This is a genomic window from Cohnella caldifontis, from assembly GCF_029360585.1.
GTDB lineage: Bacteria > Bacillota > Bacilli > Paenibacillales > Paenibacillaceae > Cohnella > Cohnella caldifontis.
Map to the genome: position 1 here is coordinate 322,394 of NZ_JAQZSJ010000001.1, position 14,430 is coordinate 336,823.

Annotated in this window: 15 protein-coding genes; all 15 read right to left on the bottom strand. The window is 61.2% G+C overall.

Annotation, left to right across the window (positions count from 1 at the left end; translation table 11 throughout):
• Nucleotides 1–224: 224 nt before the first annotated feature.
• The 15 genes from spoIVB to accC all read right to left on the bottom strand — a co-directional run bounded on the left by spoIVB (nt 225) and on the right by accC (nt 14,390).
• Nucleotides 225–1,550 (bottom strand): SpoIVB peptidase, encoded by a 1,326-nt coding sequence (gene spoIVB, locus PTZ19_RS01615; protein ID WP_276351907.1) that lies wholly within the window; start codon nt 1,548–1,550, stop codon nt 225–227.
• A gap of 129 nt (nt 1,551–1,679) precedes the next feature.
• Nucleotides 1,680–3,362: a DNA repair protein RecN gene (gene recN / locus PTZ19_RS01620; protein WP_276351909.1), complete on the bottom strand. Its 1,683-nt coding sequence runs from the start codon at nt 3,360–3,362 to the stop codon at nt 1,680–1,682.
• Nucleotides 3,363–3,441: 79 nt separating this feature from the next.
• A complete protein-coding gene (gene ahrC, locus PTZ19_RS01625; RefSeq protein ID WP_276351911.1) occupies nt 3,442–3,891 on the bottom strand; it encodes a transcriptional regulator AhrC/ArgR in 450 nt (149 codons plus the stop codon).
• Nucleotides 3,888–4,355: a hypothetical protein gene (locus PTZ19_RS01630; protein WP_276351913.1), complete on the bottom strand. Its 468-nt coding sequence runs from the start codon at nt 4,353–4,355 to the stop codon at nt 3,888–3,890. The genes ahrC and PTZ19_RS01630 overlap by 4 nt, the downstream gene beginning before the upstream one ends.
• 268 nt (nt 4,356–4,623) lie before the next feature.
• Nucleotides 4,624–5,466, bottom strand: a complete 843-nt coding sequence (locus tag PTZ19_RS01635) for a TlyA family RNA methyltransferase (protein WP_276351917.1) — start codon at nt 5,464–5,466, stop codon at nt 4,624–4,626.
• Entirely contained in the window at nt 5,463–7,382 is a 1,920-nt protein-coding gene (dxs, locus tag PTZ19_RS01640) for a 1-deoxy-D-xylulose-5-phosphate synthase (RefSeq protein WP_422614954.1), read from the bottom strand. Before dxs ends, PTZ19_RS01635 begins: the two co-directional genes overlap by 4 nt.
• A 112-nt stretch (nt 7,383–7,494) precedes the next feature.
• Complete coding sequence (locus PTZ19_RS01645; protein WP_276351922.1) at nt 7,495–8,406, bottom strand: polyprenyl synthetase family protein; 912 nt, start codon at nt 8,404–8,406, stop codon at nt 7,495–7,497.
• Between the two features lie 2 nt (nt 8,407–8,408).
• Nucleotides 8,409–8,696 carry an exodeoxyribonuclease VII small subunit gene (gene xseB / locus PTZ19_RS01650; protein WP_276351924.1) on the bottom strand — a complete coding sequence of 96 codons (288 nt, stop codon included), beginning with the start codon at nt 8,694–8,696 and terminating at the stop codon, nt 8,409–8,411.
• Nucleotides 8,689–10,047 carry an exodeoxyribonuclease VII large subunit gene (gene xseA, locus PTZ19_RS01655; RefSeq protein ID WP_276351926.1) on the bottom strand — a complete coding sequence of 453 codons (1,359 nt, stop codon included), beginning with the start codon at nt 10,045–10,047 and terminating at the stop codon, nt 8,689–8,691. The genes xseB and xseA overlap by 8 nt, the downstream gene beginning before the upstream one ends.
• 27 nt (nt 10,048–10,074) lie before the next feature.
• Complete coding sequence (gene folD, locus PTZ19_RS01660; RefSeq protein WP_276351931.1) at nt 10,075–10,932, bottom strand: bifunctional methylenetetrahydrofolate dehydrogenase/methenyltetrahydrofolate cyclohydrolase FolD; 858 nt, start codon at nt 10,930–10,932, stop codon at nt 10,075–10,077.
• Nucleotides 10,929–11,390, bottom strand: a complete 462-nt coding sequence (gene nusB, locus PTZ19_RS01665) for a transcription antitermination factor NusB (protein ID WP_276351935.1) — start codon at nt 11,388–11,390, stop codon at nt 10,929–10,931. Before nusB ends, folD begins: the two co-directional genes overlap by 4 nt.
• 151 nt (nt 11,391–11,541) lie before the next feature.
• Nucleotides 11,542–11,772 carry a DUF2273 domain-containing protein gene (locus PTZ19_RS01670; protein WP_276351937.1) on the bottom strand — a complete coding sequence of 77 codons (231 nt, stop codon included), beginning with the start codon at nt 11,770–11,772 and terminating at the stop codon, nt 11,542–11,544.
• Nucleotides 11,773–11,784: 12 nt separating this feature from the next.
• Nucleotides 11,785–12,348 (bottom strand): alkaline shock response membrane anchor protein AmaP, encoded by a 564-nt coding sequence (gene amaP / locus PTZ19_RS01675; RefSeq protein WP_276351940.1) that lies wholly within the window; start codon nt 12,346–12,348, stop codon nt 11,785–11,787.
• Between the two features lie 159 nt (nt 12,349–12,507).
• Complete coding sequence (locus PTZ19_RS01680) at nt 12,508–12,915, bottom strand: Asp23/Gls24 family envelope stress response protein (RefSeq protein ID WP_276351943.1); 408 nt, start codon at nt 12,913–12,915, stop codon at nt 12,508–12,510.
• 116 nt (nt 12,916–13,031) lie between these two features.
• Nucleotides 13,032–14,390 carry an acetyl-CoA carboxylase biotin carboxylase subunit gene (accC, locus tag PTZ19_RS01685; RefSeq protein ID WP_276351945.1) on the bottom strand — a complete coding sequence of 453 codons (1,359 nt, stop codon included), beginning with the start codon at nt 14,388–14,390 and terminating at the stop codon, nt 13,032–13,034.
• Nucleotides 14,391–14,430 lie beyond the last annotated feature (40 nt).

The following is a 14,430-nucleotide window of genomic DNA, read 5'->3' on the forward strand; positions in this document are numbered from 1 at the left end:
TGTGCAAAATGATAGTCGAGGAAACGGGCATCGTTTCTCTGATTATTCGATTTCGACAAGAGATAAATAATTCCTTCTGGACCGAAAAATTTTTCTTTCTTTTTTATTTGAAATCGAATATAATTAATAATTTACGCCATTTCCTGATCTTTTTCATGGATTTTCGACAAACGTTCGGATTTAGCACAATCCGCCCGAGTGCGGCAAAACCAAAATCTAAGGCGTCATACCGCCTTAGATAAGGTTTGCTGCGGATTCACCATAATGCCGGCGTCCTGAAGCATCCATTCGATGTAGCAGCCATATCCGGATGTTGGATCGTTCACGAACACATGCGTCACGGCTCCGACAAGCTTTCCGTTCTGGAGGATCGGACTGCCCGACATGCCTTGCACGATTCCGCCGGTTCTCTCCAGCAGCTTGGGATCGGTGATCTTGATGACCATGCCTTTGGTTGCCGGAGCGGATTGTTTGGACACGTGCACGATGCGGATATCGAATTTCTCCACTTTCTGTCCGCCCACCACCGTCCAAATTTCGGCAGGGCCTTCCTTGACCTCTTCGGCGAATGCGACGGGGACTTCTTCGGAACGATAGGAATGGCTGGGCATATCGCTCATGCGGCCGAATATGCCGAACGGCGTGTTGCGCTCAACGTTGCCCAGCGTGCGTCCTTCTTTAAAATACGCCCTCTTCTCGCCCGGCTCGCCGTTTTGGCTTTTATTGATCGAAGTGACGCTCGAGTGCAGGATTTGGCCGCTGCCGACCACGATCGGGGTTTGCGTGTCCATGTCGGTAATCACATGGCCGAGCGCTCCGTATACGCCATGATCCGGGGAATAGAAAGTCAACGTGCCGACGCCGGCCGCGGAATCGCGGATGTAGAGACCGAGTCTCCACGCTTTGTCTTGCTCGTCGTAAGCGGGCCGAAGCCGGGTTTGGAAACGTTCCTTGCCTCGCTGGACGAGCAGGGTGAGCGGACGGCCGCGCTGGCCGGCTTCCTGGGCGATCGCTCCGACTTTCGTGACGTCATTGAGCGGCTTGCCGTCGATTTCGACGATCAAATCGCCCAGCTTCAGCCGTGCTTCTTCGCCTGGGGAGATTTGAGCGCCGGATCCCGTCTTGACGAGATGATGGCCGACTACCATGATCCCGGCAGCCTTCACCTTCACCCCGATCGTCTGTCCGCCGGGGATGACCTTCAAATCGGGAATGACTTGCAGTTTCACCGTCTTAAAAGGGATTTTGCCAAACAGGCGAAGCTTGAGTTCCGTCGTCCCGCTCTGTTTCGGATGTATCGACAAGGGCTTGTTCAGATCGATGGGAAAGGTGGCGTCGGTTCTGCCGTTAATGCCGGCGACCTGGGGATTGACGCTTGCTTGGGCGTGAACCGGCATGGCGTAATGCAGTTGCTTGTCCTGTCCCAGGAACATCCGAAGCTGTCCCGGGAAGGACGCGTAATGGCGGATCGGCGGGGAGCATACGGCCAATGCCAGCATCAGGACGAGAGAAAGACCGAACAAGCGGCGTTTGCGGGATTGAGGGTACAAGTTCTCACGCTCCCTTACAGTCTTGACCGGCGACAAGGAATAACCGCCGATGGCGTACCTATAAGGTAACCGTGCCCCTCCGCTTTTATGTTCCCGAAAAGCTTCCTCGAAGTCCGATTTTTCGCGTCGTTACGCGTTTTTTTGGCGTTCGGCCAGCGCCAGCATTTCCTGTGCGTGATGCCTCGTTTTTACCGTCACTTCCACTCCGCCGAGCAGCCGCGCGAGCTCTTCGACCCGCTCGTCGCCGCAGAGTTCCCGCACCGAGGTAGCCGTCCTTCCTTCTTCGCTGACGGATTTTCGGATTTCGTATTGATGGTCGGCCATGCAGGCGACTTGAGGCAGATGCGTGATCGAGAACACCTGGCAGCCGCGGGACAGCCTGGAAAGCTTGTCCGCCACCGCCTGGGCCGCCCTGCCGCTCACGCCGGTGTCCACTTCGTCGAAGACGAGCACGGGAATCCGGTCGATCGCCGCGAAAATGGATTTGAGCGCCAGCATGACGCGGGACATCTCGCCTCCGGAAGCGATTTTGGCCAGCGGCTTCGGAGGTTCGCCTGGATTGGTCGACAGCAGGAATTCCGCCGAGTCGGCCCCGGAAGCGGTTAAGGGGCCTTGCACCAGCTTGACTTCAAAAACGGAGCGCTCCATCTGAAGCTCGGCCAGTTCCTTCTCGATGGCGCCCGACAGCACCTGTCCGGCCTGCCCGCGGATCGCGGTGAGCCGTTCCGCGCGTTCGGCGAGCTCCCGGTGCAGCGCTTGCTCTCTTGCTTCCAACTCGCGCAGCCGCTCATCACGGTTTTCCAACCGCGAAGCTTCCCCATGGATCTTCTCCCGGTAAGCCAAAATGTCCTCGACGGTCTCGCCGTACTTGCGCCGGAGTCCGAACAACAGATCGAGGCGCGATTCGATCTGCGCGAGCCGCTCCGGGTTGAATTCGATGTTATCGCGGTAATCCCGAAGCTGATAAACCGCATCCTCCGCGGCATAATAGGAAGACTGCAGCTGTTCCACCAACGGCCCGAGAACGGCGGGATCCACCTTCGTCACGTCCTGCAGCCGGGCGAGCGCCTTGGACATGGCCGTTAGGCTTTTGCCGTAAAGCAGCTCATACGACTCGGAGACGGCGTCGGACAGTTTTTCGGCATGGGACAGTTTCCGCCTCTCGTCCGCCAATGTCTCGTCTTCGCCCGCCTTCAGTCGGGCCGCGTCGATCTCCTCGATTTGGAACCGGTACAAATCCAGCATCTGCATGCCTTGCCGGGTTTTGTCCTCCAATTCCCTTCTTTCCTTGACGATGTCTTGATATTCGGAATACCGTTCGCGGTATGCGGACTTCTCTCCTTCAATCGCTTCGCCCGCGAATTGGTCCAGCCATTCCAAATGGCGGTCCGTCCGCAGCAGCGACTGATGCTCGTGCTGTCCATGCAGGTTCACCAGGTATTCCCCGATTTCGCGCAGCATGGTGAGCGTTACGTTCTGCCCGTTAATCCGGGCCGACGATTTTCCCTGCGCGTGCAATTCCCTGCGGATGATCAGCGGCTCCCCGGCATCGGCCTCGACTCCGAGCCCTTCCAGAACGTTCCAGACCGGATGGCCTTCCGGCAAATCGAACAGCGCCTCGATCGAGCCCCGATCGCTTCCGTGGCGGATCATTTCAGCCGATCCCCGGCTGCCGGCCGCCAGAGCCAGGGCGTCGATCACGATCGACTTGCCCGCGCCGGTCTCGCCGGTCAGCACGTGAAACCCTTCGTGGAAGGTCACGGATACGTTCTCGATAACCGCCAAGTTACGGATGTTCAGTTCCCGCAGCATGGAATTCCTCCTCTAATCGGGAGTTTGACTCCGTCAAACTCTCACCTTACATCGGGAGTTTGACGGAGTCAAACCCGCTCTAAAGCAGCATCTCGTGGATTCGGCCGACGAGCCGGTCGGCCTGCTCTTTGGTCCGGCAGACGAGCAGCGTCGTATCGTCTCCGCTGACCGAACCGATGATTTCGGGCCAGTCCATGCCGTCGATCAACGCGGCGATCGTATTGGCCGTGCCGGGCAAACACTTGACGACGACCAAGTTCTCCGCCGAATCCGTGCTCACGAAATGGTCCAACAGCGCCCTTCTCAGCTTATGGGCGGGATTGAACCGCTGGTCTTGCGGCATCGCGTATTTGTATCGCCCGTCCTCCAGCGGCACTTTGATCAGCTGCAGCTCTTTGATATCCCGGGAGACGGTCGCTTGCGTGACCTGCATGCCCGCTTCCCCGAGCGCTTCGACAAGCTCTTCTTGCGTCTCGATTTCCCTTGAACCGATGAGCTCCCGAATTTTGCGTTGTCGTTGACCCTTCATTCGTCTCCATCCTCCACGTGAAATCGAACCATTCGAACCCACCCGTCTTTCGGATCCGCTACCAGGATCCCTTCGCACCCCGGAAACAAAAGCGCATACACCAACAGCCGCTCGCGCAGCCCGCTGGCCGTCCATTCCGTCGGCTGCCTGGCCCGTTCCAGCTTGACCAGATAGTATTTGCCGTCCTTGGAAACCAAATAATCGAAAAAGAGCCGCGTAGACATGGACGGTTCCTCGTCCACGGATACGCCCAGCGGAATCCGGTGCTTGCCCGTCAGCACTTCGAAGCCGTTGTCCTGCAGCAGCGTCACGGCTTCGTCCGGAATCACGCCGCCGTCCTTCGCCAACCGGCGGAGCCGGGCATCCGGAGACTCGTGCAGCCAGCGATCGAGCCGCCTGACGATCAGCCAGGCCAATGCGCCGGCCGCGATCAGCAACAGAAGCCAATCTCCGAACCGTGACAACGGATTCACCTCTTCGCGGGACCGAATTCGGGCAAACGTCGGATTCCCAATCAAAGGAACCCTCAAGATCCTTGCCGACGCGCGCCGCTGCCCGCTCTTTTCTGATTCGCCCTCCGGCGCGGATTTCCTTTTTTCGGGGAGGTTTCGAACAAAAAGGAGCCTGCCGCGGCGCAACCTCCTGCGGCCGTTCTTCGGCTAAGCTCCCTGAATGTTCACCCAAAAGCGCGCGACTCTTCGCAGTTGCTGCCGCATGCTCGATCTTGATCGCCTATTTCGAACGGAACGTCTCGTGCGCCTGCCGGGTCACGCCGTCGATCTGCGCTTCCAGCTCGCCCGTCAGCCACCCTTCGCCCAACGGAACGCCCGTCCGTTTCCAATAAGCCAGGAACTCGATGTTGCCTTCCCCGCCCGTTATCGGGGAGAAGGTCAAGCCCTGCAGCGCGAATCCCATCCCGTCCGCGAAGCCGAGAATTTCCCGCAGCACCGACGCATGCACTTTCGGATCGCGGACGACGCCGGATTTGCCGACTTGCTCGCGACCCGCTTCGAATTGCGGTTTGATCAGCGCCACCGTGCGGCTCCCGACGGCCAATACGCCCGCCAGCGCCGGCAAAATCAGCCGCAGCGAAATGAAGGATACGTCGATCGACGCGAAATTCGGCACCGGTCCCTTCAATTGGTCCGGCGTGAGATGGCGGAAATTGGTCCGCTCCATCACGTTCACTTGCGCATGCTGCCGCAGGGACCAGTCGAGCTGGTTATAGCCGACGTCGATCGCGTAAACGTACGATGCGCCATGCTGGAGCGCGCAATCGGTAAAACCGCCCGTCGAAGCCCCGATATCCAGCATGACGGCGCCCGCGAGGTCGATCCCGAACGTCCGGATCGCCTTCTCCAGCTTCAGCCCGCCCCGGCTGACATACGGATGCGGCGCCCCCTTCACGGCGAGATCGGCATCCCGGGGCACTTTGGTCCCGGCTTTGTCTAGCCGCTCGGTGCCTTGCCAGACCAAGCCCGCCATGATGGCCGCCTTCGCTTTTTCCCGGCTCTCGAAGTACCCGCGTTCGACGAGCAAGACGTCGAGCCGTTCCTTGGCCGCCTTTTCGTTCATGTGGCGCGCTGCTTCGGGCGGACGACGGCGGCGCGGATGCGCTGGGCGGCTTGTTCCGCGGTAAGCCCGGTCATCTGCCTCTGTTCCTTGATCGTGGCATGCTCCACGAAGACGTCCGGGACGCCGAGAATGCGGACCGGCACGTTCTGGAACGGCTCCCGCGCGTAAAACTCCAGCACCGCGCTGCCCAGCCCGCCCGCCTCGGCCCCTTCCTCCAGCACCAGAATCGGGAAGTGCTCACCCGCCAGCTGGGTCAGCATGGCTTCATCCAGCGGTTTGACGAATCGGGCGTTTACGACGCGGACGTTCATGCCTTCCCGCTTCAGAAACTCGGCCGCTTCCTGCGCGACCGTCACCATCGGCCCGATCGCCAGAATCGCCGCGGAATCTCCTTCCCGCACCGTCTCCCAGCTTCCGATCGGAATGGCGGCCGGCTCGGCGTCGTAAGGCACGCCCAGCGCCTGCTCGCGCGGATACCGGACGGCGATCGGCCCGTCGTCGTATTGCAAGGCGGTATACAGCATGTTGCGGAGCTCGTTCTCGTCCTTGGGCATCATGAGCACCATGTTCGGGATGTGGCGCAAGAAAGCCATGTCGTATACGCCTTGGTGCGTCTCTCCGTCCGCCCCCACGAAACCCGCGCGGTCGATGGCGAACACGACGTTGGCGTTATGCCGGCAAATGTCGTGCACGACCTGGTCGTATGCCCGCTGCAGGAACGTCGAATACACCGCGAACACCGGCTTGAGCCCTTCCATCGCCAGCGCGGCGCACATCGTGGCGGCGTGCTGTTCGGCGATGCCCACGTCGAACATCCGGCCCGGGAATTTGGCGTCGAAACCGAGCAGGCCCGATCCGCCCGGCATGGCCGGCGTGACGGCGACGATCCGCTCGTCTTGCTGCGCGAGCTCGATCAGCGCGTTGCCGAACACTTCGGTGTACATCGGCGGTCCGACCGGCTTGATGAGCTGCCCGGATTCGATCTTATATGCGCCGGAAACGCCATGCCATTTGTGGGAATCTTGTTCCGCCGGGGTGTACCCCTTGCCTTTAGTGGTCAGCACGTGCAGCAGCACGGGCCCGTCGACGCTGTCGGCATGGCGGAACGCCTCCAGCAGCTTGCCGATGTCGTGGCCGTCTACGGGGCCGAAATATTTCAAGCCGAACTCCTCGAACAGCATGCCGTCCGGCGTGATCAAATATTTCAGGCTGTCCTTCACCCGCTCGGCGGTTTTGGCCAGCTTGCCGCCGATCGCCGGCACTTTGCGCAGCAGCCACTCCAGCTCGTCTTTGGCTTTGCGGTACGTTCGGTCCGAACGGACCTTGCCCAAGTAGTTATGGATCGCGCCCACGTTAGGAGCGATGGACATTTCGTTGTCGTTCAGCACGACGGTCAGCTTCCGCTTCTCATGGCCGATGTGGTTGAGCGCTTCGAGCGCCATGCCGCCGGTCAGCGCGCCGTCTCCGATGACGGCGATGACGCGATGGTCCTCGCCTTTCAGATCCCGGGCGATGGCCATGCCGACGGCCGCCGACAGCGAAGTGCTGCTGTGGCCCGCCTCCCAGACGTCGTGCTCGCTCTCGCCCCGTTTGACGAACCCGCACAATCCGCCTTTCTGGCGAAGCGTATGGAACCGGTCCATGCGGCCGGTCAGCATTTTATGCACGTATGCTTGATGCCCCACGTCGAAAATGAATTTGTCGTCGGGGCTGTTGTATAAATAATGAAGCGCCAGCGTCAGCTCCACCACGCCCAGATTGGGCGCGAGATGGCCGCCGGTCACGGACAACCGTTCGATGAGGAACCGGCGGATTTCCTCCGCCAGCTGCGGCAATTCCGCCAGCGATAATTGTTTGAGGTCCGACGGGCCGTTAATCCGTTCGAGCAGCAATGGTGTTCCCCGCTTTCTCCACATCGGGATTCACGTCATTTCGCTATTATACCATAATTCGCAAACCCAGCCCAAATGATGACAAACGGCGCCAAACTCCCCGAGGAGAGTCTCGCGCCGCGCTTTGAACATCGTTTCAGTGGTCTCTCGACATGATCATGTCGGCGATCGCCGCAAGCCGCATGGGATCGGCCAGACCGGCGTCCGCGATCGCGTTTTTGGCCTCTTCCGTCAAGAGGGCGACGCGCTTACGGCTTTCGCTGAGCCCGATCAAATACGGGTACGTCACCTTCGCTTGTTTCTGGTCGCTGTTCACCGGTTTGCCCAGCTTGGCCTCATCTCCGGTCACGTCCAGAATATCGTCCTGGATTTGGAACGCCAGGCCGACGTTGCGGCCGAACAAGCCGAGCGCCTGCAACTGGCGCTCGTCGGCCCCGGCGGCATGCCCGCCGGCGCGAAGAGAGAAGGCGATCAAATCGCTCGTCTTGTGCAGATGGATCGATTCCAACTGCGCAAGCGACGTGCGCCCCTGCTCGCCCATCATGTCTTCGGCTTGTCCGCCGACCATGCCGGGAAAACCGGCATAACGGGCCAACTCGGAGATCACCGCCAGCGTTCGGTCCGCCGGTACGCCCCGCGATGCCGCTTGGGCGGCCGTATAGAACGCGTGCGTCAGCAGGCCGTCCCCCGCCAGCAGCGCCATCGCTTCCCCGTAAACCTTATGGTTCGTGGGACGCCCTCTGCGAAAATCGTCGTTATCCATCGCCGGCAGATCGTCGTGGATCAGCGAGTACGTATGGATCATTTCGACCGCCGCCGCGAACGGCAGGGCGTAGGCTGCGGGTTTTTCTCCGCCGGTCACGCTCTCCGCCGCCGCCAGCACGAAGATCGGACGCAGGCGTTTGCCGCCGGCGAGCAGCGAATATTCCGCCGCTTCGCGCAGCTTGGACGGTACGGCCCACTCCGCGGGAATCGCTTCCCGCAGCGTTTGCTCGACGAGTTTCTTCCGTTCCTCGAGGTAATTCTCCAGTTGCTCCGAATTCGTCACCTTTATTCCCCTTTGCCGTCTTCCCGGGTCGGAGCGAACGGCTTGCGGCCCGGACCGTTCTCGCCTTCGACGAGCATTTCGATCCGCCGCTCCACCTGCTCCAGCTTCCGTCCGCACAACCGTGACAGCTCCATGCCTTCCTGGAACAACTCGATCGCCGTCTCCAGCGGCACGTCGCCGCTTTCGAGCTTGGCGACGATCGTTTCCAACCGCTCCATCGCCTGCTCGAACGTTACGCCGTTCAGCGCTTCGTCCAACGCGGAATCCCGATCTCCCCGCACTTCAGCCACCCGTATTCTCCTCCCCGTGAATGCCCCAGACCTGGCAGTCCAGGCGCCCGTCCGCGAGTCTGACCCGCAGCAGGTCGCCCGGCTGGACTTCTCCAATGGTCCGGATCAACCGTTTCTCCTGCTCATCGTATACCAGGCTGTAGCCCCGCCCCATGACTTTCAGCGGGCTCAGCGCGTCCAGCTGCCGGAGCAGCGAGCCGTACCGGCTCTGCGCGTGCCGGAGCGTGCCGGACATCGCCAGCTCCAGCGACCGGCTCGCGCCGGCCAGCCGCTTGCGGGCGAAACCCGCCTGCTCGGTGGGGCTCGAAGCCGCCAGCCGGCCGCTCAGCCGGGCGAGCCGCTCCCGCGCCCGGGCTTCTTGCGCCTGGGCGCGGAAGACGAGGCGGTCGCGCAGCCGGTCCAATCGCTCGGCTTGCGCCAACAGCGTGCGCCGCGGCTGGGTGAAGTACGGCGAACGGGCGGCATGTTGCCACCGCTCCCTCGATTTGCCCGCCAGCAGCCGCAACGATTTAACCAAACGCTGCTGCAGATGGCCCAGGTGCTGCCGGAGCTCCCCCGCGTGGGGAACCGCCAGCTCGGCGGCGGCGGTCGGCGTGGCGGCCCGCAGGTCGGCGACGAAATCCGCGATCGTGAAATCCGTCTCGTGGCCGACCGCCGAAATGACGGGAATCCGCGACGCCCGGATCGCCCTTGCCACGGCTTCCTCGTTGAACGCCCACAATTCCTCCAGCGACCCTCCGCCCCGGCCGACGATGAGGACGTCCACCTCGCCGAGCCGGTTCATCGTCTCGATGGCCTTCACGATCGACGGCGCGGCCCCCGTCCCCTGTACGGAGACAGGGTGGAGCAGCACGGGCACCGAAGGAAACCGCCGCTGCAACGTGATGATGATATCGCGAACCGCGGCCCCTGTCGGAGACGTAATGACGCCGACGGCCTGCGGAAACCGGGGGATCGGACGTTTCAGCGCCTCGGAGAACAGCCCTTCGCCTTCCAGCTTTTTCTTCAGCTGTTCGAAGGCAAGGTACAGGCTGCCGATTCCGTCCGGCTGCATCGCGGTCGCGTAAAACTGGTAAGCGCCGTCCCTCTCGTAAACGGAAACGCCTCCGCGCGCCAGCACCTTCATGCCGTCCTTCGGCGCGAACGGAAGACGCTGGTTATAGGAGGCGAACATGATGCATTTGAGCCGGCCGCTTTCATCCTTGAGGGTGAAGTACATATGTCCGCTGGAGTGGCGCGTGAAGTTCGAGATTTCCCCCCGGATCCAGATGTCCTGGAGGTTCCCGTCTCCTTCCAGCTTCATTTTGATATACCGGTTGACGTCCCGGATGCTGAGCACTTTCTGCTCCACGTTCCCCCTCCTTCCGGCGCCTTGCGGTCAGCCCATTCCGTTCGCGCGCTTGCAGGATTTGAGCGTGTTGGCCATCAGCATCGTAATCGTCATCGGGCCGACGCCGCCGGGCACCGGGGTGATCCAGCCGGCCGTTTCGACCACGTCGTCGAAATCGACGTCCCCGGCCAGTTTGCCGTTCTCCAGGCGGTTCATCCCGACGTCGATGACGACCGCGCCGGGTTTGACCCAATCTTTCTTGACCAGTTTCGCCACGCCGACCGCCACGACGAGAATGTCCGCCTGCCGGGCGACGGCCGGCAAATCCGGCGTGCGCGAGTGGCAGATCGTGACGGTCGCGTTCTCTCTCAGCAGCAGCATGGAGACCGGCTTGCCGACGATGTTGCTGCGGCCGATCACGACGGCGTGTTTGCCCGCGGGCGAAATCCCCGACCGCTTAAGCAGTTCGATCACGCCGGATGGCGTGCAAGGCAGCAGCGCGTCGTCCCCGATCATCAAGTTGCCGACGCTGACGGGATGGAAACCGTCCACGTCCTTCTCTACCGCGATCGCGTCGATGACCGGTTTTTCTTCCAAATGCTTCGGCAGCGGGAGCTGCACGAGGATGCCGTGAATGGCCGGGTCCGCATTGTAACGCTCGATGAGGCCGAGCAGTTCATGCTGGCTCGTCTCCGCCGGCAGGCGGACGACCTCCGAATGGTAGCCCAGCTCCTCGCAGGCTTTCGCTTTGTTGCGGACGTACACCTGCGAGGCGGCGTCGTCTCCGACCAGAATGACGACCAGTCCCGGCCGGATTCCGCGTTCCGCCAGCCGCGCGGTTTCCTCGCGGATCTCTTGGCGGATCGACGCGGAGATCGCTTTGCCGTCGATGAATTGGGCACTCATTCAGGCTTCCCCTCTCCTGTCTGGATGGCTTGTTCTTTCTCCCGGATCATTCGCCCGAGCACTCCGTTGACGAATTTGCCGGACTCCTCCAAGCCGAAATGTTTGGCCAGCTCGATCGCCTCGTTGACGACCACTTTCGGAGGCACGCCCCGCAGGTTCATCTCGTAGGCGGCGAGCCGAAGGATCTGCCGATCCACCCGGGAAAGCCGGTCCACTTGCCACCCCGTCAAATAGGCGGCCAGCTGGCGATCCAGTTCCTCGCGGTTGGCGGAGACCCCCTCCACCAGCTCGCGGGTAAACTCGTCCACGTTCGCCAATTGGCCGACTTCCGCTCCGATCTCGTTTTCCTGCCGGGCTTCGTCCATGACCATATTCACGGCTTCCTCGCCCGTGACGCCGCTCATTTCCATTTGGTATAAGCTCGATACGGCGATTTCCCTTGCCAGTCTGCGATTCATGCGTCCTCCGTTCGGCGCTGTCCGACGTAACATTACCTAGTATGGTAACGGTTGAAAACAAAAAAACCTATGATCCGCCCGATTCCCCGGATTCGTCCGGAATCCGCGGGAGGATTTCGGTTGCTTCGGGAAGATGGACGCTCCACAGGGATCAGCGGGTCCAAGGCCAGCGGTCCGTCATCCAATCCGTCAAGCGTTCCCACGGAAAGAGCGGCCCCCGCTTCTCGTCCTTATGCTTGCCCGCCCAGAATCCGATTCCGACCAGCAAGGCGACGAACAGCATGTCCCAGAATCCGCACAGCAAATAGACGAGACCGAAAAACAAGCCCGCAGCGACGCCGCAGGTCCGTCCTCCGTAAGCGTCCCACCACGCTTTCCACATGGCCGGCACCCCCTATTCCACGCGGCTCTTGAATGAGGCCGGCGCCTGGGTTACGTTGGCGATATAGACGGAAATATTGGCGACGGGAATGCCGGTGGCCTCCTCGACCTGCTGCGAAATCGTGCGCTGCATGTCTTCCGACAGCGCGGGAATCGATCCTTCCCCGTCGATGAAGGCGCGGATCATGATTTGCAGGCCGGAATCCGCGACGCGGACGCGTGCCTTCAAATCTTTCACGCCGCGCGTGCGAGAGGCGGCTTTGAGCGCGAGATTCTCCACGGTTTCGACCGAAATCCGGATATCGCCGTGCTCGGTCTTCTGGATGATCGAAGGAGCGGAAGTTCCGCTCCGGCGGACCGAAACGATGAAAAAGCGCAGGCTCACCAGCAGGACCACGACGGAAACGCCGATTACCGTGCCTTGGACGCCGCGGTCCTCGCCCGCGAGCTCCGAGACGAATTGAACGAGGGAAGACGGTGCGAATACGCCGCTTGCGGCCAGGATGGCCAAGACGGCAAGCGCTCCGATCGCGACGCTGTATAGAAAGAGCAGCAGCCTGTCCAACACTTTGATCAACTGGGTGTCCTCCTGTTCCCCGATGAAAAAGGACTCTCTATCGAAAACTCCGATGACGCGCGCAAAGTCCTCTTCGGGAAATCCGCATCGGATTCCCCGTCGGAGGACTTCGGGCTGCGGGCCGGGCGCCGGGATGAACCGGCGCCGAACCCGGCTGGGTTATCGGACTCTCGTACTCGCGTCTTCTTCTTCCGGCTTCTCCGCCGTTTTGAAATGAACGTCATGCACGTGCACGTTCACTTCCACCACGTTCAGACCCGTCATCATCTCGATGGACCGTTTGACGTTCCTCTGGATTTCCGCCGAAATCTCCGGAATCCGGCGTCCGTATTGCACGATAATGGACACGTCCACCGCGGCTTCCCGCTGACCGACTTCCACTTTCACGCCTTTGGATAAGTTCTTCCGGCCGAGCAATTCGCCGATTCCCGAAGAAATCCCGCCGCTCATGCCCGCAACGCCGTCGACTTCCACCGTCGCCAGCCCGGCGATCACCTCGATCACTTCCGGCGCGATTTCGATGGTGCCCATGGTCGTTCTCTCGTACTCCGGGGCTATCGTTTCCAAGCGTTACTCCACCTCCATCTGACCGTGATTCCCTCGTCCGGGCGGTGCGCCCTCGTTATTATAACTATAACATTCGCGGATAATTATGACAAACGCTTGGCCGAAGCGGGACGAACTCACTCCGGCAGCTCGTTCACGTCGTGTTCTTCGAGGAATTTGATATCGAACGTCCCTTTATTGAATACGGGATGGTTAAGCAGCTTCATGTGGAAAGGAATCGTCGTTTTGACGCCTTCCACCATGAACTCTCCCAGCGCCCGGCGGGCCCTGGCGATCGCTTCGTCCCGCGTCGGCGCCCAGACGATCAGCTTGGCGATCATCGAGTCGTAATGCGGCGAAATGAGATAGTTCGGATAGGCGCCGCTGTCCACCCGCACGCCGGGACCGCCCGGAGGCAAGTAAAAACCGATGCGGCCCGGGGAAGGCATGAAATTGCGGTCGGGATCTTCCGCGTTGATGCGGCACTCGATGGCCCAACCGTCGAATTTCACGTCTTCTTGCGTGAAGGACAGGGGCTCCCCTTCCGCGATCGAGATCATTTCCTTGATCAAGTCGACGCCCGTGATCATCTCCGTCACGGGATGCTCGACTTGGATTCTCGTATTCATTTCCATGAAGTAGAATTGCCCGTCCGGACCGAGCAGGAACTCGAGCGTGCCTGCGCCGGAATAGTTCACCGCGCGGGCGGCCCGCACGGCGGCTTGCCCCATGCGCTCCCGCAGCTCGGGCGTCATGACCGGGCAGGGCGCTTCTTCGACCAGCTTCTGCCGGCGGCGCTGCACGGAGCAGTCCCGCTCGCCGAGATGGCAGACGTTGCCGTGCTTGTCGGCGATGATCTGGATCTCCACGTGCTTCATGCCCGTGAGGTATTTCTCCAGGTAGACGCCCGGGTTGCCGAACGCCTTCTGCGCTTCCTGCTGGGCGGTCGAAATTTCCCGGATCAGCATCTCTTCGTCGTCCGCCAGCCGGATGCCGCGGCCGCCGCCGCCGGCGGTCGCCTTGATGATGACCGGATAACCGATGCTCCGGGCCACCGCAACCGCTTCCTCGAGATCCTCCACCAAGCCGTCGGAGCCCGGAATGACGGGCACGTCGGCTTCTTTCATCGTCGACTTCGCCACCGATTTGTCGCCCATGCGGCTGATCGCGTCGGCGGAGGGGCCGATGAACGTAATATTGCACGTTTCGCAAATTTCGGCGAAATCGGCGTTTTCGGACAGGAACCCGTAACCGGGATGGATCGCGTCGCACTCGGTCAAAGTAGCCACGCTCATGATGCTCGTCAAATTCAGATAGCTGTCTTTGGAAGGGGTCGGCCCGATGCAGTACGCCTCGTCCGCGAGACGGACGTGCAGCGCTTCGCGGTCGGCCTCCGAATAGACGGCCACGGTGGCGATGCCCAGCTCCCGGCAGGCGCGGATGATGCGAACCGCGATTTCCCCTCGGTTGGCCACCAAGATTTTATGGAACTTCAAGGCAGTGTTCTCCCTTCTGAAACTCGCAGGACAAAGATAA